Origin of the sequence: Exiguobacterium sp. JMULE1 (assembly GCF_013337175.1) — a bacterium.
Lineage (GTDB): Bacteria > Bacillota > Bacilli > Exiguobacteriales > Exiguobacteriaceae > Exiguobacterium_A > Exiguobacterium_A indicum.
The window spans coordinates 766307-791160 of the sequence record NZ_SGWC01000002.1 but is presented as its reverse complement, the minus strand read 5'-3'; the positions used below and the strand labels follow the sequence as shown (position 1 = coordinate 791160).

General features: G+C 46.7%; 24 protein-coding genes. 2 read left to right on the top strand and 22 right to left on the bottom strand.

The window, feature by feature from the left end; translation table 11 throughout:
- Positions 1 to 101 precede the first annotated feature (101 nt).
- Positions 102 to 1049: a 4-hydroxy-3-methylbut-2-enyl diphosphate reductase gene (locus EXW93_RS04205; RefSeq protein ID WP_023467517.1), complete on the top strand. Its 948-nt coding sequence runs from the start codon at positions 102 to 104 to the stop codon at positions 1047 to 1049.
- Positions 1050 to 1132: 83 nt separating this feature from the next.
- On the opposite strand, the gene EXW93_RS04200 is transcribed toward EXW93_RS04205, so the two are convergent.
- The 21 genes from EXW93_RS04200 to rpsU form a co-directional block, all read right to left on the bottom strand.
- Positions 1133 to 2245 (bottom strand): Nif3-like dinuclear metal center hexameric protein, encoded by a 1113-nt coding sequence (locus EXW93_RS04200; protein WP_058712882.1) that lies wholly within the window; start codon positions 2243 to 2245, stop codon positions 1133 to 1135.
- Complete coding sequence (locus EXW93_RS04195) at positions 2245 to 2964, bottom strand: tRNA (adenine(22)-N(1))-methyltransferase (protein ID WP_326937793.1); 720 nt, start codon at positions 2962 to 2964, stop codon at positions 2245 to 2247. The genes EXW93_RS04200 and EXW93_RS04195 overlap by 1 nt, the downstream gene beginning before the upstream one ends.
- Before the next feature lie 117 nt (positions 2965 to 3081).
- Positions 3082 to 3423, bottom strand: a complete 342-nt coding sequence (gene cccA / locus EXW93_RS04190; RefSeq protein ID WP_023467513.1) for a cytochrome c550 — start codon at positions 3421 to 3423, stop codon at positions 3082 to 3084.
- Between the two features lie 153 nt (positions 3424 to 3576).
- Positions 3577 to 4662: an RNA polymerase sigma factor RpoD gene (rpoD, locus tag EXW93_RS04185; protein WP_023467512.1), complete on the bottom strand. Its 1086-nt coding sequence runs from the start codon at positions 4660 to 4662 to the stop codon at positions 3577 to 3579.
- A gap of 34 nt (positions 4663 to 4696) precedes the next feature.
- The gene (dnaG, locus tag EXW93_RS04180; protein ID WP_023467510.1) at positions 4697 to 6493 is read right to left on the bottom strand and encodes a DNA primase; all 1797 of its coding nucleotides are present in this window, start codon (positions 6491 to 6493) and stop codon (positions 4697 to 4699) included.
- Positions 6494 to 6639: 146 nt separating this feature from the next.
- The gene (locus EXW93_RS04175) at positions 6640 to 7449 is read right to left on the bottom strand and encodes a pyruvate, water dikinase regulatory protein (RefSeq protein WP_029341037.1); all 810 of its coding nucleotides are present in this window, start codon (positions 7447 to 7449) and stop codon (positions 6640 to 6642) included.
- A gap of 12 nt (positions 7450 to 7461) precedes the next feature.
- A complete protein-coding gene (ccpN, locus tag EXW93_RS04170; RefSeq protein ID WP_023467507.1) occupies positions 7462 to 8091 on the bottom strand; it encodes a transcriptional regulator CcpN in 630 nt (209 codons plus the stop codon).
- A gap of 21 nt (positions 8092 to 8112) precedes the next feature.
- Positions 8113 to 10173 (bottom strand): glycine--tRNA ligase subunit beta, encoded by a 2061-nt coding sequence (gene glyS / locus EXW93_RS04165; protein WP_174316055.1) that lies wholly within the window; start codon positions 10171 to 10173, stop codon positions 8113 to 8115.
- The gene (gene glyQ, locus EXW93_RS04160; RefSeq protein WP_029341034.1) at positions 10166 to 11056 is read right to left on the bottom strand and encodes a glycine--tRNA ligase subunit alpha; all 891 of its coding nucleotides are present in this window, start codon (positions 11054 to 11056) and stop codon (positions 10166 to 10168) included. The genes glyS and glyQ overlap by 8 nt, the downstream gene beginning before the upstream one ends.
- A 288-nt stretch (positions 11057 to 11344) precedes the next feature.
- Positions 11345 to 12094, bottom strand: a complete 750-nt coding sequence (gene recO / locus EXW93_RS04155; protein ID WP_023467502.1) for a DNA repair protein RecO — start codon at positions 12092 to 12094, stop codon at positions 11345 to 11347.
- A gap of 3 nt (positions 12095 to 12097) precedes the next feature.
- Positions 12098 to 13006, bottom strand: coding sequence for a GTPase Era (gene era / locus EXW93_RS04150; protein ID WP_023467500.1), 909 nt, complete (start codon positions 13004 to 13006; stop codon positions 12098 to 12100).
- Positions 12999 to 13397, bottom strand: a complete 399-nt coding sequence (locus tag EXW93_RS04145) for a cytidine deaminase (protein ID WP_023467498.1) — start codon at positions 13395 to 13397, stop codon at positions 12999 to 13001. The genes era and EXW93_RS04145 overlap by 8 nt, the downstream gene beginning before the upstream one ends.
- Before the next feature lie 48 nt (positions 13398 to 13445).
- Positions 13446 to 13796 (bottom strand): diacylglycerol kinase, encoded by a 351-nt coding sequence (locus tag EXW93_RS04140; protein WP_174316054.1) that lies wholly within the window; start codon positions 13794 to 13796, stop codon positions 13446 to 13448.
- Positions 13793 to 14269 (bottom strand): rRNA maturation RNase YbeY, encoded by a 477-nt coding sequence (gene ybeY / locus EXW93_RS04135; RefSeq protein ID WP_029341033.1) that lies wholly within the window; start codon positions 14267 to 14269, stop codon positions 13793 to 13795. Before ybeY ends, EXW93_RS04140 begins: the two co-directional genes overlap by 4 nt.
- Positions 14266 to 16323 (bottom strand): HD family phosphohydrolase, encoded by a 2058-nt coding sequence (locus EXW93_RS04130; RefSeq protein WP_058265081.1) that lies wholly within the window; start codon positions 16321 to 16323, stop codon positions 14266 to 14268. Before EXW93_RS04130 ends, ybeY begins: the two co-directional genes overlap by 4 nt.
- A gap of 36 nt (positions 16324 to 16359) precedes the next feature.
- Positions 16360 to 17322, bottom strand: coding sequence for a PhoH family protein (locus EXW93_RS04125; RefSeq protein WP_023467492.1), 963 nt, complete (start codon positions 17320 to 17322; stop codon positions 16360 to 16362).
- 171 nt (positions 17323 to 17493) lie between these two features.
- The gene (locus EXW93_RS04120) at positions 17494 to 17964 is read right to left on the bottom strand and encodes a hypothetical protein (RefSeq protein ID WP_023467490.1); all 471 of its coding nucleotides are present in this window, start codon (positions 17962 to 17964) and stop codon (positions 17494 to 17496) included.
- Between the two features lie 13 nt (positions 17965 to 17977).
- A complete protein-coding gene (gene floA, locus EXW93_RS04115; protein ID WP_023467489.1) occupies positions 17978 to 18961 on the bottom strand; it encodes a flotillin-like protein FloA in 984 nt (327 codons plus the stop codon).
- Entirely contained in the window at positions 18958 to 19467 is a 510-nt protein-coding gene (locus EXW93_RS04110) for an NfeD family protein (RefSeq protein WP_023467487.1), read from the bottom strand. The genes floA and EXW93_RS04110 overlap by 4 nt, the downstream gene beginning before the upstream one ends.
- A gap of 181 nt (positions 19468 to 19648) precedes the next feature.
- Complete coding sequence (locus EXW93_RS04105; RefSeq protein WP_023467485.1) at positions 19649 to 20095, bottom strand: GatB/YqeY domain-containing protein; 447 nt, start codon at positions 20093 to 20095, stop codon at positions 19649 to 19651.
- Positions 20096 to 20116: 21 nt separating this feature from the next.
- Positions 20117 to 20290 (bottom strand): 30S ribosomal protein S21, encoded by a 174-nt coding sequence (gene rpsU, locus EXW93_RS04100; RefSeq protein ID WP_012369719.1) that lies wholly within the window; start codon positions 20288 to 20290, stop codon positions 20117 to 20119.
- 313 nt (positions 20291 to 20603) lie between these two features.
- Here rpsU and EXW93_RS04095 point away from each other — a divergent pair, with 313 nt between their 5' ends.
- Complete coding sequence (locus EXW93_RS04095; protein WP_050678369.1) at positions 20604 to 21863, top strand: dicarboxylate/amino acid:cation symporter; 1260 nt, start codon at positions 20604 to 20606, stop codon at positions 21861 to 21863.
- A 68-nt stretch (positions 21864 to 21931) separates the two neighbouring features.
- On the opposite strand, the gene pulA is transcribed toward EXW93_RS04095, so the two are convergent.
- Positions 21932 to 24844, bottom strand: a complete 2913-nt coding sequence (pulA, locus tag EXW93_RS04090; protein WP_174316053.1) for a type I pullulanase — start codon at positions 24842 to 24844, stop codon at positions 21932 to 21934.
- Positions 24845 to 24854: the final 10 nt, after the last annotated feature.

The following is a 24854-nucleotide window of genomic DNA, read 5'->3' as shown; positions in this document are numbered from 1 at the left end:
CATGTTCTGTTTCTGAAACAGACTCCTCTATTTTCATTCCCGTCTAAACAATGGTACACTCTAACTAATCATTCTTTTTCACAAAGGGAGAATCTACAACTATGCTAGTAAAAAAAATCAGCCCCCGCGGCTATTGTTACGGTGTCGTCGATGCAATGAAACTTGCACAACAAGCGGCATTGAATAAAGACTTGCCACGCCCGATTCATATTCTTGGTATGATCGTTCACAATGCTCATGTCACACGTGAATTCGAAAGTATGGGTGTCATCACAGTCGATGGTCCCGATCGCCTCGAAGCACTTGAGACGATTCAAGAAGGAACTGTCATTTTTACAGCGCATGGTATTTCGCCTGCTGTTTATGCACGCGCCGCCGAAAAAAATCTGCACGTCGTCGATGCAACATGTCCTGACGTGACGCGTACACACGATTTGATTCGACAAGTCGTCGCGGATGATTATGAAGTCATCTACGTCGGCAAACATGGACACCCGGAACCTGAAGGTGCAGTCGGTGTAGCACCAGAGCATGTGCACCTCATCGAAAAAGTCGAAGATATCGATGAACTCCCGCCTCAGCTCGCTCATAAAAAAATCATCGTCACGAATCAGACGACGATGAGCCAATGGGATGTCCAAGCTTTGATGGAACACGTGCGTAAAAAGTATCCGCATGTAGAAGTACACAATGAAATCTGTAACGCAACACAAGTCCGGCAAGAAGCAGTGGCTGATCAAGCAGGAGATTGTGACCTTGTCATCGTCGTCGGTGATCCACGTTCTAACAACTCGAACCGATTGGCACAAGTATCATTCGATATCGCAGGAACTCCAGCGCATCGGATTGGTGATTTAACAGAACTCGATCTATCATGGCTTAAAGGTGTACAGCAAGTTGGTGTCACATCAGGTGCATCAACACCAACACCAATCACGAAAAAGGTCATTGATTTCTTACAGCAATATGATCCATCAGACATCAGTACACATGACAAGACACCATTCCTTGAACTACGACGGATTTTACCAAAAGTAAAAATCCTTTAACCTGAATATGATAGAAGTAATAACAAACACCGGACAGCGAATCATCGCCGTCCGGTGTTTTATCTCATTTTTTACTTTACATATCACAAAAAATGAAAGGGATTCGTATTGGCTGTCGAGACGATGAGTTCCACATCTATCTTCTTCTCTTTGAATCGTTTGCTTAATTCGTTGACGACGCCTTCTTTCATGACCGACTCCACATGATGTCCCGGATCGACGACTGCTAGTCCAAGTGCCATCGCATCATGCGCTACATGGAAATAGAGATCTCCTGTCACAAGGACATCTGCTCCTGCAAATGCTGCAGTCGAGACGTACTTATTGCCGTCACCACCAAGGACCGCTACTTTTTGGATATGGCGCGATTCGTCTCCGACGAAGCGTAAGTTTTGTACACCAAACGCATCGCGAACATGTTCTGCAAATTCTCGTAACGTCATTGCTTCCGGTAACCGACCAATCCGTCCAAGACCAAGTGATGTTGCCGGGCGTTCTTGGCGAATGAGATCATAGGCGACTTCCTCATATGGATGAGCCTGTTTCATCGCTCGAATGACTTGTTTCTGATTCAGTTCCGTAACGATCGTTTCGATTCGGACTTCTGAAACGCGTTCGAGTCGCCCTGCTTCACCGATATACGGGGTAGCTTCCGTCAACGGTCGGAATTGACCTGTTCCATCGACGTGGAATTGACAATCACTGTAGTCTCCTTCTTTTCCTGCTCCCGCTTGTGCAAGGGCTGTTGAAACGCGCTCTACAGCCTCGGTCGGTACATAGACACTTAGTTTATATTGCGTGTTTTCAAACGTCGGTGCTAGTACTTCACAAGACTCAAGACCAAGCGCATCTGCCATCCAGTCATTGACCCCGCCTGGTGTTACGTCAAGGTTCGTATGTGCAGCATACACCGCAATATCGTGTTTGATACATTTTGTGACGATCCGTCCTGTTGCAGAACGATCCGTCACATTTGCTAATTTACTAAAAATCGGTGGATGATGCGCGATGATGAGATCGACCTTCTTTTCAATCGCTTCATCGACGACAGACTCCAAGACATCAAGTGTCACGAGCACACGTTTGACGTCCTTGTTCAATGTTCCGATTTGTAGACCAATCGGATCACCTTCGAGTGCAAATTTTTTCGGAGCAAATGCTTCAAACTGCTCAATGACATGGTTCCCATTCGCCATTAGTTCGTCACCTCTTCCATCTTTTGAATCAATCGTTCGATGGCTTCGATTTTTTCAGATAAAACCTCCGTTGCTTGTCCTTGTTTCATCTGAGCTAGGATATACTCTCGCTTTTGTTTTTCAATCTGCCATTTTTCAATGAATTCTGGTGCACGTTCCCGCATTAACTGTGGTCCAAAGAACAATTCCCACTGACGTGTTGTTTCGTCCTCTGAGTAAAGTGTTTCATCTCCACGTTCTGCAACGAGAATTTCATAGATCTTTCCGTTCTCCTCGACGATGGCTTCAGACAATAACGCATATGAATTCGTCAGCAACCACTTCCGAACATCAACTGCATCAACATTTGGTTGAAGGATCAAACGTTCCTCCCCCGACAGCCGATCTTTGCCTTCTTCAAGGATTGAGGCAATCAGCGTTCCGCCCATTCCTGCAATCGTAATCGCTGTTGCTTCGCCCGGCTTTAAAACCGATAGTCCACTTCCAAGGCGGACATCGATTTGTGACTCGAGCCCGACAAGCGCCACTTGTCCTTTTGCCGCTTCCATCGGTCCTTCGTTTACCTCTCCCGCGATCGCGCGTTCGATTTTCTGTTGTTGGATACAAAAACATGGTACGAATGCATGATCTGATCCAATATCTGCGAGGATAGCTCCTTGTGGAATATACGACACGACTTTTTGGAGTCGTTGATCCAATACGACGTTCATTTGCATCATCTTCATCCTTCCTATTTTCCGAAAAACTCTCTTTTAAAAATAGCGGATTTACGCTAAAAAAGATACCATACACCACAAAAAAACATCCATCTCGTAACGAGATAGATGCCCTTGTTCTTATTTCTTAGCAGCTAACCATTTGGCTAGAACAGCTGCTTCTTCGTCATTCGCAAGACCGCCAGGCATTTGCCCTTTACCGTTCATTGCGATGTTCTTAATTTCATCTTCTTTCAGCTTCGCGCCGATCTTTGTTAAGTTCGGACCTGTTCCGCCTTCTAAGTTTCCACCGTGACATCCTGTACATCCTTTAGATGCAAACAAGTCTTCTGGCTTCATTTCTGCAGTTGACGGCCCTTTGCGAGCTTCCTTCACCTGATCGACCCCAAAGTAAGACAATGAAATCATAGCGATGATGGCGATGACTGCGATCGCCGCGAACGGTACTAATGGATTACGCATTTGGATTCCCCCCATATTCTATACCCAACCAAGTTGGTGACTGAATGGTATTCCCCGTTACTATTCTACTGTAAAAAAAACAGGGAAGGAAGAAAAAAACGAAACTTTTTTCTTCCTTCCCACTAAAATTTCATATATTCTTCACACTTTGAATTAATCGAGGAAATCTTTCAAGCGTTTTGAACGACTCGGATGACGTAACTTCCGAAGTGCTTTTGCTTCGATTTGACGAATCCGCTCACGTGTAACGCCAAATACTTTTCCGACTTCTTCAAGTGTCCGTGTCCGACCATCGTCAAGACCAAAACGAAGACGGAGGACGTTTTCTTCACGATCCGTCAGTGTATCTAACACATCTTCGAGTTGTTCTTTCAAGAGTTCGTATGCCGCAGCATCTTGTGGTGCTGTCGCATCTTGGTCCTCGATGAAATCTCCGAGATGTGAATCATCCTCTTCCCCGATTGGTGTTTCAAGAGAAACCGGCTCTTGCGCAATTTTCAGGATTTCACGGACTTTTTCCGGCGTGATTTCCATCTCTTTCGAAATTTCTTCCGGTGATGGTTCACGTCCAAGATCTTGCAAGAGTTGACGCTGGACACGAATCAATTTATTGATCGTTTCAACCATGTGAACCGGAATTCGGATTGTCCGCGCTTGGTCAGCAATCGCACGTGTGATTGCTTGGCGAATCCACCATGTTGCATACGTCGAGAATTTGTATCCCTTCGTATAGTCGAATTTCTCGACCGCCTTGATCAGACCCATGTTTCCTTCTTGAATCAAATCAAGGAACAACATACCGCGACCGACATAACGCTTCGCAATCGAAACGACGAGACGTAAGTTTGCTTCCGCCAATCGTTTTTTTGCTTCTTCATCGTTTTGCTCGATTCGTTTTGCGAGTTCGACTTCATCTTCTGCATTCAACAAATCAACGCGACCGATTTCTTTTAGATACATCCGGACAGGGTCATTGATCTTAACACCAGGAGGAACAGACAAATCGTTTAAATCCGCCTCTTCTTTTTCGTCCCCTGTACCGTCATTGTTGACCTTGATACCTTCTGTTTCAAGCAATTGAAGGAATTCCTCGAATTGCTGAGCATCCATTGATTCGAACGAACTTAGTTTGTCTTCGATCTTTTGGTGTGACAATTCACCATTTTTATGTCCGAGCGCGATGAGTTCCTCTTTCGCGAGACGGAGTAATTCAGCTTCTGATCTTGCTTTTTCTGCCATCGAACCATACACTCCTTCCACATCATGCAGCAGGTCATCGATCTTTTAAACGACGCTTCCGTTCTATGATCGCCTGCATCAGCTCCGCTTGAGCACGGATATCTGTTTGTTGATTCAATCGTGACTTTTCTTCTTCTAACAACCGACGTTGCTGTTCATTTTGGACGGCACGAATGTAGTGACTGAGTAAATCAGGATCATATTCAGGCATTAGCATGAACTCTAAATCCGCTACGATTCGTTGCAAAGAGGCGTCGTGCAACATCGTCAAAAAACGATCAGGACTTCCTTGCGTACCTGCTCCGTAAAATTCATATAGCTTGCCGGCAATCAATTGGTGTGCCGGATCATTGAATTGGACACCTAGTTGCTCTCGCACTTCAAGACATACTTCTTCTGAACGGATCATGTAGGCAAGCAAGAAGCGTTCTGCCTTCTTCCAGTTCGCGAACGTTCGGTCAGGAGGTGCTGTCGGTAGAGCAGCTGGGCGATCGGAAACGATTTGTTCTCTCTTCGGTTGTTGGACGGTTGGACGCACTTGTGCGATCAAGGAGTCTTTCGAGAGTTTAAATTCCTCAGAAAGTTTTCCTAAATAAATGTCCCGTAACAACGGATTGGATGTTCGACCAATCTCTTCAAGCATAGTTTCAATATATCGAACGCGTTCTCCTTCTAATCGCAAGTTTTTTCCTTGTCGAAAATAAAAAGATTTGAATTCAAGACTTGAAACCCGTTCTTGTTCAATCCAGTGTAAAAACGTCTCTTCGCCCTGATTCCCAATGAAGGAATCCGGGTCTTCGCCATCCGGTAAACGGATGACGGAACAGTCGACGGCAACGGCTTCAAGCAACTGTAGGGCTTTCAACGTCGCAGCGCGTCCTGCCTTGTCTCCGTCATAACAAATAATGACTTCATCGACGATACGTGCTAGGTTTTGGGCATGAACCGGTGTTAAGGCTGTTCCTAAAGAGGCTACCGTATAAGGTATACCCGCTTGAGCGACACGCACAACATCAAGATTCCCTTCAACGAGGACGACTTGTTTGATTTTGCGCATCGCTCCTCGTGCTTGAGCGAATCCGAATAACAGTTCACTTTTATTGAACAAAGGTGTTTCCGCTGTATTGACATACTTCGGATCACGACCATCAATCGAACGTCCACTAAATCCGACGATCGTGCCATCACGATCGGAGATAGGAAATACGACTCGACCGTTGAATCGATCTCGATAATCGCCATCGCGTCCGATTGAAATCAATCCCGCTTCGACCATCTCATCTAAATCAAACCCACGTCGTGCCAAGGAATCCACTGTAAAACGATCTTGATCCGGTGCATACCCGAGTCGGAACTCACGCATCGCACCTTCACGGATACCACGATTCTCTAAATAGATTCGTCCCGCGTCGCCTGCTTCCGTTTGAATCAACACCTCATGATACAACTCGGTGACGATCCGATGTGCCTCGCGCATCCGGAACTTCTTTTCCTGTTCGGGTGTCGATTCCGATTGTTCGAATCGATCCGGCTCCAGTTCCGGAAGTGTGACATCGCTTCGATCAGCTAATTTAGAGACGGCTTCCTTGAAACTCATTCCTTCTGTTTCCATGACGAAAGTGATTGCGTTTCCACCTGCACCACATCCAAAACAGTAGTACATCCCTTTATCAGGAGAAACAGAAAAGGAAGGTGATTTCTCAGAATGAAACGGGCAAAGCCCTGAATATCGATTCCCTTGTTTTTTTAATTCTACACGTTCTGAAATCAATTCGACGATGTCCGTTGCTTGGCGGACCTGATCGACGATTTCATCAGGAATTCGCTTCATTCCGTCCTCTCCCCTTTCCTTGAGAACTTATCCTTACATGACCATACCCGCAATGAAACGGAACGATGACTCGTTCCGTTTCATTAGAAAAAGGGCATTATCTCATTTATCAGCTAAACAAGTATACTATGTTCCTGACTGCTTGACTAGTCATGCGCCTTCCCGGAAATTCCGGTCAAAATCAGGTTCGCCGTTTCCTCGACTGCTTTATTCGTCACGTCGATGACTTGGCAACCGATTCGTTCGTATAAATTCCGTGCGTATTCGAGTTCCCGGTTGATTCGGTCCATCTGCGCGTACGCTGCTTCTGGTTTGAGTCCTAATGAACGCAAGCGTTCCATTCGGATGTCGATCAACTTTTCCGGTGAGATGAGTAGTCCAAAACATTTTTCTTTTGGAATATCGAATAGCTCTGTCGGCGGGATCGATTCAGGTACGAGTGGTACGTTCGCTACTTTATATCGTTTCAAAGCCAGATACTGCGAAAGCGGTGTCTTAGATGTACGCGACACCCCGATCAAGACGATGTCCGCACGTTTAATTCCTTTTGGATCACGTCCATCGTCATACTTAACAGCAAATTCGACCGCTTCGATTTTTCGGAAATATTCCTCATCTAAGCGATAGATTAATCCTGGCTCTTCCTTCGGTTGCATCTGCAAGCGATCTTCCATCGTGTCAAGCAATGGACCAAGTAGATCAATCGCTTTTACACCGTGGGCACGCGCTGTGTCTGCAAGCAGACGACGATGGGTCGCATGAACGATCGTGAAAGCGATCGTCGCTTGTTCTTCTTTCGCATGAAGAACCAAGTCATAAATGACTTGATCATCATCGACGAACGGAATGCGGACCGTTTCGATGGCTTGTTCCGGGAATTGGATTGCAGCTGCGCGGACGACGAGTTCACACGTCTCTCCGACAGAGTCACTCACGACATAAATCCGTTGACGCATCAGGAACCCTCCTTAAATTTCTTCATCACGTGCTAAAGCGACCAACACTTTCGTCATGTTCGTCTTCGTCATTCGACCCACGACTTTCAAGACGCCGTTCTCCTCTTCGACGACTGGCATTGAATCAATCTGCTTTTCGATCAGTTTCATGCCGGCACCAATCAACGTTTCCGATTTTTCACAGACCGTCAAATTCGGCATCCGTGTCATGATGATGTTGACCGGTAACGTATCTAATTCTTGATTACCGATTGCCGCACGTAGAAAATCCTTACGTGACAACACACCGACTAACGCATGGTCCTTACTGACGACGAACAGCGAACCCACATCTTCAAGGAATAAGTGAACGATCGCATCGTATACGGTCATCCCTTCATGAATGACCTTTGCCGACGACATGAATTCGCCGACGGTCAAGGTGTCGAGTTTCTCATGAAGCATGGACGCATTTTTCTTTCCAACGTACATATAGCCGACACGTGGACGCGCTTCTAGCATGCCGGTCATCGTTAAAATCGACAAATCGGGTCGTAATGTCGCCCGTGTCAGGGAGAGTGCAGAAGCAATCTGCTCTCCCGTGATCGGACCATTCTCTTTGACGATTTGGAGTATCTTTTTTTGCCGTTCATTTAACTTCATCGGCTCATCCGTCCTTTTTCTTTACGCTAAAGTAAGTGCATTGAACCGGGCGACTGATTCGATGGCTTGCGCAAATCGTTTCATTTCGCTAAGACGGTTCGTACGGACCGTTTCGTCGTCCGTCATGATCATCGTACCGTCGAAGTATGCTGTAATCGACGGAACGGTTGCCTCAAGTGCCTCAAGCGCTCGCTCATAATCAAGTGACGCGATAGCTTGATTGACCTCTGGTAAGGTTTTCTCAATCGCCTCATGCAACGCGCGTTCCGCATCATTTTCAAAGAGCGCTGGATTAACAGTTGTGACGTCTTCTGCTTTTTTCGAGATGTTTAAGACACGACTGAGTTGTTCGACTGTTTTCTTGAACGATTCTTTTTTCGTCGCACTTTCAAGCATCGCAGCACGCTGCTCATTCGCTTCGACTGTCAACGTATGATCAAGAGCGGCTTCGACGACATCATGACGGAAGTTCATTTCCGATAGACGGTATTTCAAGCGTTGTGCAAAGAAGTCTTGTAATGCAGCTTGAACTTCTTCGGCATCCTTCGCATAAAGACCTGCTGCCACCTGTTCTGAAACGACGAAGGCAATCAATTCAGTCAATGTCAGATTCAACTTGCGATCTGATAAAATCTGAACAATCCCTTGTGCTTGACGACGCAATGCATACGGATCCGCTGATCCACTCGGAATCATACCGACACCAAAGAATCCAGCGACGCTATCCATCTTATCGAGAATCGCATAGAGTGTTCCTGTCGGTGTCTCCGGACTTGCATCACCCGCGAAGCGTGGCATGTAATGTTCACGAATCGCAGCCGCGACTTCCGGATCCTCATTCTTCATGTTCGCATAACGCTCACCCATCAGACCTTGTAATTCTGTGAATTCATAGACCATTTGACTGACGAGGTCGAATTTATAGATCTGTCCTGCACGTTCGACACGTGTTTTGTCTGCACCGACACGATCTGCAAGTGCGAGTGCCATCTGACGGACGCGACGGACTTTTTCGCCTGTCGTTCCTAATTTTTCATGGAAGACGATTTTATCAAGACGTTTCGCCTGTTCATCGATATCTGCTTTTTTATCTTCTTCATAGAAGAACTGCGCATCTGCTAAACGGGCACGGATGACTTTTTCGTTTCCGCGTGCGACGTTTTCAAGATGTGTTGCGTTTCCGTTTCGTACCGTCACGAAATAATGGAGCAACGCCCCGTCACGTTTGACCGGGAAGTAACGTTGGTGTTCCTTCATCGTCGTGATCAAGACTTCTTCTGGTAACTCAAGATACGCTTCATCAAATGCACCGAACAAGGCTGTCGGATACTCGACGAGGTTCGTGACTTCTTCAAGTAAAGACGCATCGATCGGCACTTCGAATTGTTCTCGTGCCGCAAGCGCTACAATTTGTTCTTCGATCAATTGACGACGTGCTTCGTAACTGACGATGACATTTTCTCCTGCGAGCGCTTCAACATAAGCGTTCGGACGTAGGATCGTGATGTCCTGCCCGAGGAAACGATGTCCACGCGATGTCCGACCTGTTTCGACGGATGCGACTTCAAACGGGATGACTTGATCGTCAAGCAGGGCAATCAACCAACGAATTGGACGCATATAACGTAACGATTGTGTGCTCCAACGCATGTTTTTCGGGAATGTCATCGCTTCGACGACTTGTTTTAGTCCAGGAAGTAAATCAGCTGTCGCTTGTCCGACTTCCTTACGTGTCGCATAAAGGTATTCGACTCCTTTTTCTTCTCCAAGGAAGAGATCGTCCGTCGTTAACCCTTTACCACGCGCGAATCCTTCGGCTGCTTTCGTCCAGTTACCGTCTTCATCCATCGCGATTCGTTTTGCTGGTCCTTTTAATGTTTCTTCGAGGTCGCTTTGACGTGCTGCGAGACCTTTGACGTACACTGCAAGACGGCGTGGTGTCGAGAAGGATTCGACGCTCGCGAACTCAATCCGTGCTTCTTCAAGAAAACGCGTCACGCGCTCCTTGAGTTGTGTTTCGGATTGAAGGACGAATCGAGCCGGCATCTCTTCTAAACCAATTTCAAGTAATAATTCATGCATGTGACTCACCTGCTTTCGACTTGATCAATGGGAAGCCAAGACGTTCCCGTTCTTCGATGAAACTTTGCGCACAACGACGCGACATGTTCCGGACACGATGGATGAATCCTGTGCGTTCCGTGACGGAAATCGCCCCTTTCGCGTCGAGAAGGTTAAAGGTATGTGAACATTTCAAGATGTAATCATACGCTGGGAAAACGAGGTTCTCGTCCAAGGCACGATTCGCTTCTTTTTCATATTGATCGAACAACGTGAAAAGTAATGCGACATCTGACGTTTCAAACGTATACTTCGAATGTTCGAACTCCGGTTGATAGAAGATATCACCGTATTTGAAGCCATCCGTCCAAACGAGATCAAAGACACTCTCGACGTCTTGGATGTACGAAGCGAGACGCTCGATTCCATAAGTGATCTCGACTGCGATCGGATTACACTCGATTCCACCGACTTGTTGGAAGTACGTGAATTGTGTGATTTCCATCCCGTTCAGCCATACTTCCCAGCCGAGACCTGCAGCACCGAACGTCGGGTTCTCCCAGTTATCCTCTACGAAACGAATATCATGTTCGAGTGGGTTGATACCAAGCAACTCGAGACTTTGTAAGTACAATTCCTGAATGTTGTCAGGTGATGGTTTCATGATGACTTGGAATTGATGGTGTTGATACAGACGGTTCGGGTTTTCCCCGTAACGACCGTCAGCCGGACGGCGTGATGGTTCTGTATAACAAACGTTCCATGGTTCTGGTCCGAGACTCCGTAAGAACGTCATCGGATTCATCGTACCGGCTCCTTTTTCTACGTCGTATGCTTGCATCGTCAAGCAGCCTTGTTCTGCCCAAAATTTTTGTAATGTCAAGATCATGTCTTGTACTGTCATCTTCACGACTTTCACCTCCGAAATGATTAAGGAACGCAAAAAACGCCCCTATGTACAACAATCGTTGCACATAGGGACGAGACGAGCCCGCGGTTCCACCCTACTTGCATGCATCGCATGCCACTCTTTTTGACAAAGAACACTCCGAAACGCCATTCGCGCCCCTCTCACTCCCAGCTCACACCACCCTGGAATCGCTTGATTGAGAAAAAGACGGTACTCCTTTTCGTCATCGTGTTCATTTAGTTGCTTCTACCGCATTTATTCTACCGAACCCGCTTGTTGCTGTCAATCGTTGCCGAAATCAATCAACTGGTCGAGGACACGTTTTGAACGTAGACGTAACCCGCTGTAGCGTTCCATATAAGCATCCATGATTTGACGTAGTAGACGCTTCGTTTCCGGCTTCACCGTCACGGTACCGATTCGCGAGAAATCATAGACAGAAAACACATAGAGCATCTTCGCGACTGCCTCTGACATAAAGACAGCATGTTCATCCTCATGGCGATGCCGGCGACAGAGTAGACCACCGTGGTGTAACGAAAAAGCAAACGGTGCTTCAGCACTCCCGCAAATCGTACAGCCATTCAAGTGCGGCGCAATCCCTAGATGACGCAACAGGCGCAACTCGATGATGAAAGAGACGACGTCGGGATCAAGTCCTTCATCCATCGCCTCCAGTCCTTCGACGAACAAATCATAGAGTGCCGGTTGCGGCACTCGTTCATCAAGCGCTTTATCTGCCAGCTCCAGTAGATACATCGCATACGCCATCAAGACGACATCTTGCCGGATATGCGCGTGGCTCGTGATGACGTCTGCTGATTTCAACTGACCGAGACCACGTGACCGTGGATAGATATAGACGGCTCGAACGAAAGGCTGGCTTGCCGCGTTGAAACGACTACCCGGCTTCTTCGCTCCTCGCGCCATGACGGCGAGCTTGCCGTATTCACGTGTCAGTAGCGTGACGATCTTATTCGATTCACCGTATACGACCGTTCGTAGTACAAGCCCTTCCGCCTTATCGATCATCGCTTAATACTCGTCATCGCGGAAGCCAAGTTCACGCAATTGACCGGCCTTATTGCGCCAATCCTTTTGGACTTTGACCCACAAGTTCAGGTAAACTTTTGTTCCGAGTAACATCTCGATGTCCGTTCGTGCTTCGGAGCCAATTTCTTTTAGAAGTGCTCCGCGTTTACCGATGATGATTCCTTTTTGGGAATCACGCTCGATCAAGATCGTCGCATGGACATCGACCATGTTTCCATTCTCACGCGTCTTGATTTGATCAATCGCGACCGCGATCGAGTGTGGTACTTCATCGCGTGTCTTTTGCAAGACTTTCTCACGGATCATCTCTGAGATGATGAAACGCTCCGGGTGGTCAGTGACTTGATCCGCCGGATAATACATCGGTCCTTCCGGTAAGATCTTCGCGATTTCTTCAAGTAACGGTCCGACGTTGTTACCTTGAAGCGCAGAGATCGGAACGACTGCCGCAAACTCAAGCTCATTTTTATATGATTCGATGATGGGCGGAATATCATTCGGATGAATCAAATCGACCTTATTCATAACGAGAATGATGGGTGTATCGAGTTCCTTCAATTTTTCAATGATGAAATCGTCACCTTTTCCTTTTGGTTCTGTCACGTTGACCATGAATAAAATCGCATCGACTTCACGCAATGCGTTCGTTGCGACCTTCATCATGAAATCGCCGAGTTTATGTTTTGGTTTATGAATCCCTGGTGTATCGATGAAGATCGTCTGAACATCTTCTGTCGTATAGACACCTTGAATCTTATTTCGTGTCGTTTGTGGCTTATCAGACATGATGGCAATCTTTTGTCCGATGACACGGTTGAGGAATGTCGATTTTCCGACGTTCGGGCGTCCGATGATCGAGACAAAGCCCGATTTGAATCCTTCTTTAAACATGTAAATCCCCTTTCGTGAATGCTCCTGGTAACAGGGCGCCCACTGTTGTTTCTGTGACGTCCCCTTTAAGGTTCGTCAAATAGATTGGCATATCCGCGTCACACATCTCTGATAACACTTGGCGGCATTGTCCACATGGTGCGACCGGTCCTTCTGTGTCCGCAACGACAGCCATCGCTGCATACTCGCGCGCATCCTGTGCCCACGCAGAGAAGATTGCTGTCCGTTCTGCACAGTTACAAAGACCATATGCAGCGTTTTCAATATTGCAGCCATGGAAGACTTGTCCGTCTTTTGTTAGTAGAGCAGCACCGACTTGGAATTTCGAATATGGAACATACGCTTTTTCGCGTGCACGTTTAGCTTGTTCGAGTAATTGTTCTGTTTTCATGTGAATATCCCCTTCTTAGGAACGGTATTGGCCAAAAAGGCCGGATTCTTATTGTACCAAATATGGGATGAAGATGCATAGTGCAATTGCAATAGATGTAAGCGCCAACACTAAAACAGCTCCACTTGCAATATCCTTGACTGCTTTTGCCAGCGGATGCCATTCCTGTGTCACGAGATCAACGACGCGTTCAAACGCTGTATTGAACATCTCGGCACTGATGACGATCCCGACCGTCAAGAAGAGGATCGCTCGTTCGACAGACGTCAATGGTAATAAAAAGGCGACAAGTAACACGATGGCACCAACTGCCACGTGAACCTTCATATGCCGTTCTTCTCGAATCGATTGGCGCAATCCGTTCATGGCATGCCGAAACGGTTGCCACCAGCTTTTCACAATGTGCCCCGATATAACTCGAAGTGATGCAGGATTTCCTCCTGTCGCTTCGTCATGACTTCCTCATCTGCTTTTTCAATGTGATCATATCCGAGTAAATGGAGAAAACCATGGACAGCGAGGAAACCGAGCTCTCGCTCAAAATGATTCCCATACTCTGCCGCTTGTTCGCGACACCGTTCCACGGAAATGATCAAATCACCGAGGACGATTGGTTCGTCTTCGAGCAATCCAAAATCGATTTCATCTTCACCGAGTTCTTCCATCGCAAAGGAAATGACGTCCGTTGCCTGATCCTTTCCACGCCATTCACGATTGATCTCTTGAATCTCATCGTTTGAAACGAAAGTCACGGACAACTCACTATTTGAATCGACTTCTTCCTGTTCCGCCGTGTAAATCAAAATCGATTCGACAAGCTGTCGTTGTTCTTCCGTTAGACGATTATTTTCGTCTGTCATATAAATATTCATGTCGTTGCCTCTTTCTTTAATTCTGGATACTCGATTCGTTCATGGAACAAACCGGATAAGGTATGACACGCACTTTCACCGACGCGATAAATCTCGCGTGTCGTAATGTCACATTCCGCAAATTGATCATCCATCATCTTTTCACGAATGATTTTCGCGACCAAGTCCCGAATTCCTTCTTCTGAAGGGGCTTTCATCGAACGAACGGCCGCTTCAATCGAGTCAACGATCATGATGACCGCCGCTTCACGGGTTTGTGGTTTCGGACCCGTGTAACGGAACGTCTCCTCATCGACCTCCCCTTGTTCTGCTGCCTTGACATAAAAGTATCGCAGCAGAGAGGTTCCATGATGCTGGCGGCAAATATCGATGATCGCTGCAGGCAGCTTTGCGTCTTCGAGTAATTCAACACCATCCTCGGTATGTGCCAAAATGACACGCGCCGACTCTTCTGGTGTCAATCGATCATGTGGATTACGTCCATGCTGGTTCTCAATGAAATAAAGCGGTCGTCGCGTTTTTCCTAAATCATGATAGTAGGCGCCGACTCGTGCAAGCAAGCCATCTGCTCCGATTGCTTCACAGGCTGTTTCTGCTAGGTTCGCGACCATCATACTATGATGGTACGTTCCCGGTGCTTCAACTAATAGTTTTTTGAGTAACGGATGCGTCGGGTTCAACAGTTCGAGTAGGCGGGTCGGTGCTAAAATACCGAATGTCATCTCAAGAAACGGCAATAGTCCAATTGCTAGGACGGCACTCAAGATACCGCTCGCAATCGCAAAACCAACTAAAATCAGCGTTTCTCGTAGTTCGAACGTTCCACTTCGTAACAGGACGAATGCTAAGAAAATCGCGATGTTTGCTCCGGCAATCGAAACACTGCTCATGAAAATACGACGTCGTGACAAACTAGAGCGCAGGAAAAACGTTGCGACTAAACCACCGACCAATAAATAGATTGCGATATTGAAGCTGAAGTTCTGGTTCGTACTATAGAAGAACGTTCCGGCAAGCGCCGTAAACAGAGAACTCGATAATGCAATCCGTTCGTTCAATAAATTGCGCAAGACGAGCGCAGCAAAAGCGGTCGGCGTGAGTAAGTAAAATGCTGGATTGATGTCGTCTGCTAAGAACGCCATACCATACATGACGAGTAATTGTAGACTGACGACGAGGTAGACAAGCCCGAATAATCGAATCCGCCCCATTTGAGCGTATCGCAGTTTTGAACGGTGAATGAATCCAAATAAAAAGGCAGTCATCAACGCACTGACAAGCATCGCCCCGAGTAACGGTTTCAACGACTGTCGATCAGAAATCAAGCCGACTAATTGTAGCTGACGATAGGCATCTTGTGAAATCACTTCGCCTCGTTTAACGATCACTTCGCCTTCTGAAATGATGACTGGTTCAACTTTATCACTCGTCTGCTTACGAAGCTGTTCCGTCTTTTCCGGATCATAGACGTAGTTCGTCACGATCAGTTGATCGGTCATCGCTTTAGCGACTGCTTTTAGTGAAAAGGACAGTGGCGAACGTTCAATATCCGTTCGCGCATTCTCACGTGCCTCCGCTACTTCACCACCATCAGACGAGATACGTTGACGCATCGCTTCTTCAATCGCGGTGATGACGACGTCACGTGTCGTATTCCGTAGTGCTGTCGTCGACGTCACAAGCAAGCGTAACTCATCATCCTTCAAAAGAGTTGCCGCCTCCGTTCCACGCAGACGCTGTTTGATTTTACCGATCTCATTTGTTTTTTTGATACCAGACAAACTCGCAAAAAGTTGTTCGACTTTATCAATTTGTTGTGCTGCATACTCTTGTTTGATCGTATACTGACTCTCGATTGCAGCAACCGAATTTTCCTTGATTTGATTTGTTGCAACCCGGTCCTCCATCGTCAAGGGTGACCGGATATCTTCTTCTGCAATTGAGAATGGTTCTGCGGACAAGGCTTCTGGTCGAACACTGACATACATCATCGTCGATACGACGAGATAGAATACTACTGTCAAAAGCCCGACCCAGACCCCAACCTTGCGCATATCATCTCCCCCTTTTCCATCTATTTTCGTAACGGCTTAGGTCAAATCCTGACTATAAGCATCAACGATTTTTCGGACAAGTGGGTGACGCACGACATCCGCTGAGCCAAAGTGCTCAAAATGAATCCCTTTGACATTGCCGAGCAAATGTAACGCTTCTTGTAGACCAGACGTTTTTCCTCGCGGAAGATCGACTTGTGTCAAATCGCCTGTGACGATCATCTTCGAATGGAATCCGAGACGCGTCAAGAACATCTTCATTTGTTCACGTGTCGTATTTTGCGCTTCATCAAGAATGACGAAGGCATGTTCAAGTGTCCGTCCACGCATGTAAGCGAGCGGCGCGATCTCGATGACGCCACGCTCAAGCAGACGAGCCGTATGTTCGACACCAAGTACGTCATGTAGCGCATCGTATAGAGGACGTAGATAGGGATCGACTTTTTCTTTCAGATCCCCTGGAAGGAATCCTAGATTTTCTCCTGCTTCTACTGCTGGACGCGTCAGGACAAGTCGTTTGACGTGACCTTCCTTTAACGCTTTTGCCGCCATCACGACAGCAAGATACGTTTTTCCGGTTCCCGCTGGTCCAATACCAAATGTCAAATCACAGCGGTCGATTCCCCGAACGTAACGTGCTTGACCGAGTGTCTTTGCACGAAGTGGTTTTCCTTTATGATTCGTATGAATGACCGTATCGTAAAGTTCCAGTAGTTCATCCACCCGATCTTGACGTGCCAGTTGAATGGCGCTCGTCGCGTCACGCTCCGTCAAAACAGCTCCACGATTCACAAGTTGTTTCAAGACGCCTACGACCTGTCCTGCTAAGATTACAGACTGCTCCTGTTCGGATTGTGCCAACAGCTCATCTCCTCGATGCGTAAGCTGAACGTCAAGTTCTGCTTCCATCGTACGTAAGACTGCATCATTCGGACCGACGAATGCTTGAATCTGTTCTGAATTCGAAAATGCAAATGGGATTCTTTCGTTGAATATCACGTTGTGAATGGCCTCCTAGTCATGGATAACAAGTTGTCATCGCTTCATATCTAATCTCTTCCACTTTAGCACTTCCGCCGAAAAGATGGAAAGAAAAACCCGTTCCCACCTTTTGGGAAATAAAAAGAGTCGATCCTACGCGTTTCGTAGGATCGACTCACTGTCTAATCATCATCGTTTTCGTTTTGAAACGGGTGCACCCAGAACCTCACTCCAGACGATGGCACGACGCATTTCATCCTGTGAGAGTCTCGTCGCTGATGCTGAACGACTCGACGTTCCAATAGCACCGTCTGCGACGCTATCTTTGATTTCACCGATCGTCGAAGAGGACATCCCTTTTTTCGAATGTTGTTTCTGACGCTGGTCCAAACGTTGTTGCAATTCCGTTCGTTCATGAACGGGTCGCGCTTTTGTTTGCGTTACCCCCGGTTGTTTCTTCGCGGGTGCTTTTTTACGAACGACAGGTGGAGGTACCATCTCTTGTCGCGCCGTATCGACCTGTTCGGTTATTTGTTTCACATAGTCGCCGAACTCCTTTGAAGGTGTCCGGTTCGTCTGCTTCGGTTTTTTATCCGCTGCTTTTGAGATGACGGAGATGACACCGAATGCGATCATCAATCCGACCCATATGATATCCATACCGTCTCACCCTTTATTGTGAGTCATTTGGTGATGATTGCCCACCGATTGCTTGACGCATTTTCGTATCTGCCGTCACGTTCAAGTAGTTTGCATAATCCATGACGCCAAAGTTACCGTCACGCATCGCTTCAGCGATCGCAAGCGGCACTTCCGCTTCAGCAGCGACAACCTTCGCACGCATCTCTTCAACACGTGATTTCATCTCTTGTTCACTTGCGATCGCCATTGCGCGACGTTCTTCCGCTTTTGCTTGCGCAATGTTCTTATCTGCTTCTGCTTGATCCGTCTGCAGAACCGCACCGATATTTTTCCCGATATCAATGTCCGCGATATCAATCGAGAGAATCTCGAACGCCGTACCCGAATCGAGTCCTTTCGCAAGAACCGTCCGTGAGATCATCTCTGGATTCTCAAGTACTTCTTTTTGGTCATTACACGAACCAATGGTTGAGATGACACCCTCACCAACACGTGCGATGACCGTTTCTTCCCCAGCACCACCGACGAGACGATCAATGTTCGCACGTACCGTGATCCGGGCTTTCGCTTTTACTTCAATCCCGTTCATTGCCACACCGGCGATAAATGGTGTTTCGATGACTTTCGGGTTAACCGACATTTGAACAGCTTCCAGAACGTTACGACCAGCAAGATCAATCGCTGCTGCGCGTTCGAAGCTCAACTCGATATTCGCACGGTGTGCTGCAATCAAGGCATTGACGACGCGGTCAACGTTACCACCGGCAAGGAAGTGACTTTCCAGTTGATTCGTATTCAAGTTCAATCCCGCTTTAACTGCCTTAATCAACGGATTGACGATTTTAGATGGTGTCACTCGACGTAGTCGCATCCCGACTAATGTAAAGATCGATACACGTACGCCTGCTGCGAGCGAGCTGATCCAAAGTGGGATCGGAACGAGCGTGAAGAAGATGGCGAGGAAAATTAAAATTCCTCCAGATATGAGTAATACGGTCAATAGTTCAGGTGTCATGTGTGGGACTCCTCCTTCGTATGTTGGACTCTAACAATAACGCGTCCATGCGTCACTTCTTTTACGACGATTGTTTCCCCCGCTTGAATGAAGGTCCCTTCCGTTACGGCATCAATTCGATTCCCATCGATTTCAATCGTTCCTGATGGACGAAGAGGCGTCAAACTGACTCCTTCTTGTCCTAACAGTTGTACTTTGTCTTGATGGGAGAGATAGCCTTTTTCAGACGATGTCGAATCCGTCAAAATCAAACCGCGCCATAGTAACGACTGATTTGATTTAATTCTGCGATACGCCCAGTATCCGGCCGCAAGCGATAGAAATACAGCAAGTCCGATTGCGATACCTACTTGACCAACTGTAGCGCCTGCCATGATCAGACTAGCAAGGACCGCACCGATTCCGAGGACTCCAAAGATTCCGAACCCTGTGACGAATATTTCGACCAGTAACATGAGGACCCCAATCATGAAGACCGCCAAAATCATTCCTAAGCTAAACGTCATGCGTACGTTCACCCCTTTTCATTCGTGTCAGAAGCTGCTTCTTTTGCACTTTGATTCGTTACTATAATTATATACGCTTTCAAAACAAAAAGGTTTCATGACTATTCTGAATTCATTAAGAAACTTTTAATTGTGACAGGAACGACAAAAAAGGTGCCCCGAAGGACACCTTTTTCATGTATTAAGCGAGCCGTTGTTTGACGAGTCGATTAATTAACGCACCGTCTGCCTTGCCTTTAAGCTGTGGCATGACGATACCCATTACTTTCCCCATATCTGAAGGAGCAGAGGCACCCGTCTGCGCAATAGCTGCGTCGACGATTTCCTGTACTTCTTCCTCGGAAAGCTGTTTTGGCATATAAGCTTCGAGCACGACAATCTCTGCTTGAATTTTCTCGACGAGATCGTGACGACCAGCGCTTTCGAATTCTCGGAGGGAGTCGTTGCGCTGCTTCATTTCACGTGAAAGAATTGTTAATTCTTCCTCGTCTGTCAATTCTTGCTTACCGAGTTTGATCGTTTCATTTTGCAGCGATGATTTCACCATCCGAATCGTCGTAAGACGATCTTTTTCACGTAGACGCATGGCTTCTTTCATATCCGCTGTCAAACGCTCCTGAAGACTCATGAGGATACACCCTCTCTAACGTTAGAACTTCTTACGCTTACGCGCAGCCTCCGATTTAAGCTTACGTTTTACACTTGGCTTTTCGTAGTGTTTACGTTTACGAACTTCTGCAAGCGTACCATCTTTTGAAACACCACGTTTGAAGCGACGAAGTGCGTCTTCAAGTGATTCATTTTTACGTACACGAGTTTCCACTAGTTTTCCCTCCCTCCGATATTACCGACTAAAGGAAACGTGTCAGACACGTCATACAACATTATAGTAGGAATATACAATTTGGTCAACAGTTGATTCTAGCGACTTTTCTGTACCCTACGCTGTTCCTTTTTGTTCTTATCTATCCTCTCATGGTTGCATCCGTTTGACAACAAAATCTAGTCATTCCTGCATCAAAATCCAGAAACTTTTTTGTAAGCGTTATCATCTATTTTTTAAAATGTTTTGTCAAAAAGGGTGATGATGTGTCAAAATATAGACAATTATCAAATAAAGGAGTGTGACATTACTTATGAAAGAAGCTAAGCGCATCATTTGGGGATTGATTCTCGGGGTGATTCTCGGAATCGTCCTCGCTTCCTTACCGGACAAGTCGATTTATGAGGGATTGAATAAATATGCTTTACAACCCATCGGAACGATCTTCCTGAACTTAATTAAGATGCTCGTCGTACCGATCGTCTTCTTCTCAATCGCCCTTGGCGTCATGGGACTTGGAAATCCAAAAGAGCTTGGTCGTGTTGGTGGTAAAGCCATCACTTATTTCATGACGACGACAGCTGTCGCAATTGTCATTGCTCTCGGTTTGTCATTACTGATCAAACCGGGTACGTTTGGTAACTTCGAGACGCAAGGTCTGGAATATGATAACGGAAATCTACCAGATACGAGCATAATCAACACAATCGTTGGTATGTTCCCGACGAACCCGATCACGTCGATGGCGGAAGGAAATATGCTACAAATCATCGTCTTCAGTGTCTTTATCGGTTTTGGGATCACGTTCCTCGGTCAAAAAGTCTCGACACTACGGACGTTCATCGAGCAGGGTAATGATTTAATGACGTACTTGATCACGCTCGTCATGAAAATGGCACCGCTTGGAGCATTTGCTTTGATTGCATCAGCCGTCGGTTCTCAAGGGTGGGATTCGCTAAAAGCAATGGGACTTTATATGGGTGTCGTCATCTTGTCACTATTCGTCCATTCCGTATTGACGTATGGTTCGACTGTTTCACTTCTTGGGAAGATGAACCCGTTCTTCTTCTTTAAGAAGTTCGCACCTGTCATGCTGTTCGCTTTCTCGACGTCTTCGTCGAACGCAACACTCCCTGTTGCGATGCAAACGGCTCAAAAAGAGTTGAAGGTTCCGCGTTCCGTCTCAAGTTTCGTCCAGCCTCTTGGTGCGACGATCAACATGGATGGAACAGCAATCATGCAAGGTGTCGCGACTGTCTTCATCGCGCAAGTCTACGCTGTTGACTTGACGCCAGGTCAACTTGCGACTGTCGTCCTGACAGCTGTTCTTGCATCGGTCGGAACAGCCGGTGTACCGGGTGTCGGTCTCGTCATGTTGACGATGGTTCTTCAATCGGTCAATCTACCGGTCGAAGGGATCGCTTTAATCATCGGTGTCGATCGTCTTCTTGATATGATGCGGACAGCCGTCAACATCACTGGTGACGCAGCATGTGCCGTCATCGTCTCGAAATCGGAAGAAGGTAATCTGAAAGAAGAAGAGAACGAAGAAACGGATGAGCGTTACGCTTGATTGCACGTTTCTCGACTGACGAAAAGGACGTTCCGCCAACTGCGGAACGTCCTTTTTTATCTATTCACTTATTTTGATAAGACGAATGAGCTAAGTCCTTCGACACGAACCGTACCTGATACGTTACGGATTGCTTTGGTTCCTGCTTGTTTACCGTCTACAAGCAGCTTCCATTTTCCTTTTGGTAACTTCATGTCGACTGCTTTTCGATTTGCATTGTGAATGACATAGAGATCCTCTTTTTGTTTCGGCGCAGAATCATCTAGTCGATACGCGATGACTTGAGCCGGTGCTGCTTCAAACGTCAGGTAACGACGAATGTCTTTTGCTGTTGCTAAATGAAGTACTGGATTCTTTTTGCGTAACTCGATCAATCCTGTCATATAATCAACGTCTTGTTGACGGTCCATCTTCCGTTTCCAGTCGAGCTGGTTGACAGAATCCGGTGATTTATATGAGTTATGGTCGCCGCCCTTCGTCCGCATGAAATCCTGTCCTGCATGGATGAACGTTGTTCCTTGAGACGTCAACAAGATACTTGAAGCCAAACGATGCATCTTTGTCTTCGTTGCGTCATTGTCTTTCGGATTCGTCAGGTTCAACTTATCCCAGAGCGTATGGTTATCATGTGCTTCAACGTAAGTGATCGCTTGATCTGGTTCTTGCGTAAATCCTTTAATCTCTTTGTTATAAGCAATCTCTCCGACGATTCCGCGTTTGATGCGCGTTTCAAGACCCGTTGCTCCGTTAATGAAACCAGCATCTGAATCGATGAAGACGCTACCTTTGAGCGCATCGCGTAGGTTGTCATTGAAATGTCCGATTCCTGGCATTTGTTTTGTATTCGTTTGGTTGGCCTTCTCTGAATCTGGAAGCGGTGTTCCAAGGCTCCACCCTTCTCCGAATATGAGAATCGACGGATCAATTCGTTTTGTCGCCTGTTTGACATCATTCATCGTCTTGACGTCATGAATGCCCATTAAGTCAAATCGGAATCCGTCCCAGTGGTATTCTTTCGCCCAGTAAGAGACAGAATCAACGATCAATTTGTGCATCATTTGACGCTCAGACGCTGTATCGTTTCCGACACCCGTTCCGTTCGCTAAATCGCCGCCTTCTGTATAACGGTAGTAATAACCAGGAACGATTTTATCAAGGTTTGATGCCTTTGCGTCAAACATGTGGTTGTAGACGACATCCATGACAGCACGAAGTCCATTGTCATGTAGCCCTTGAATCATCTGCTTCATTTCCTTGATTCGGACTTTTGGATCATAGGGGTTTGTCGCATACGATCCTTCTGGTGCGTTATAGTTCTTTGGATCATAACCCCAGTTATACGATTTAAGCGGGTTCGTCTCATCGACGGAAGCTGTGTTGAAATCATAGACTGGAATGAACTGAACGTGCGTGATGCCAAGTTCCTTCAGATGATCAAGTCCCGTCTTCGTCTTCGTTTTTTTACCATCCTTCGTTAAACGTGTACCTGGCTCGATGACGCCGAGATACTTCCCTTTTTGTTTGATACCTGAATCGTAACCCGAGTTCGTCACATCAAACATCGATAAATCACGGACGTGTGATTCATAGATGATCGCATCTGTCGCATGGCGAAGTGGCATTTTTCCATTTGTCCAGCGTTTTGGATCCGTCTCGCGTAAGTCGACGACGACACCTTGGTCGCCATTGACGGCGACTGCTGTCGCATACGGATCAACCGCACGCGTCGATTCTTTGGCATGTTTGACTTCGTATGTGTATCCGACACCGTCAAGATCGCCCTTGACCGTCACTTGATACACACCACGATCCGTTCGTTCCATCTTGATTTCGCGCGTGATATCTTTTGTCGTAGCAGCTTGTTGCTTTGGTAAGCGATACAATTCGAGCTCGACCGCTTGTGCTGTCGGTGCCCAAACTTTAAACGTCGTCTTTGACTTTTGATAGTCGACACCGAGTTTTCCATCGTAGGCATACTTTTGATCGAATGCTTTCGAACGGAGCACTTTACCCGCTTCAAGGACTGCTTCTCCAAAAACAGGATGAGACGCTCGGACGACTTTTGCTAAATCGATATCTGAAGTGACTTCGACTTTTACCGTTTTGGCATCGATTGCTGACACGGCTGGATTCGTCACGCCTTCAAACGTAAATGCCTTTACGTCTTCTTCCGTCAACGGTGCATTCGTTTTTAATGTCATCGTCCGGAAGTCATCTGCTAAAAAGCTTGTGATTTTCGGTGTGCGATCGATTTCCGGTTTGCTGTAGTATACCGTCTGATCCCCTTCAATCAACCAGATGTCTTTCGCCCCTGCATAAAAGAAACGATCAGCTCCGTCTTTTTCCGACCATCCTTCAAGATGAGGAATGACGCCTGCAAGACGTGCTTTCGTCGGATTATCGAGTGTTACCTTGGCAACGGCACCGAACTCATCTTGCTTGTCAAACTCGAATCGCTTGCCATCCTGCTCTTCCGGCCAAGACCAAACGCCATACTTTTCATAATCATTGTCATACCGGTAATAGTGGATGTTCGTGTCGATATTTTCGACATCTGCTCCATTGCTTGGATTGACTGTCGAGATGTTCTTACTTCCCGACTCGATCCAGATTTCAGCAACACCATTTTTAATCATGTCTTTCGTAATGAAGCGATCATTCTCAGATCCCCCATCTTTGTTCCAGTTATCATCTCGAACGATAAAGCCGATTTTTTCCGGCTGATCAACTGGGAATTCATAAGCTGCGATTTTTCCGTAAGCATCCTCGCCGTTAAAAGCGTGAGCTTTATTCGGAAAATAATCCGGTCCATTTGCCCATAACCACAGATTCCAATCCTTCGTGGCATTCGGGTCTGCCTTGTAGTGAATGATGACCAATGTCGACTTCCCTTTTTCCAGTGCTTGACCAGATAAAGAGAGTCCACTAAATATCAGTGCAAACGTTAGCGCAACGATATAAACGAATCTCATGCGTTTCATACGGTAGCCA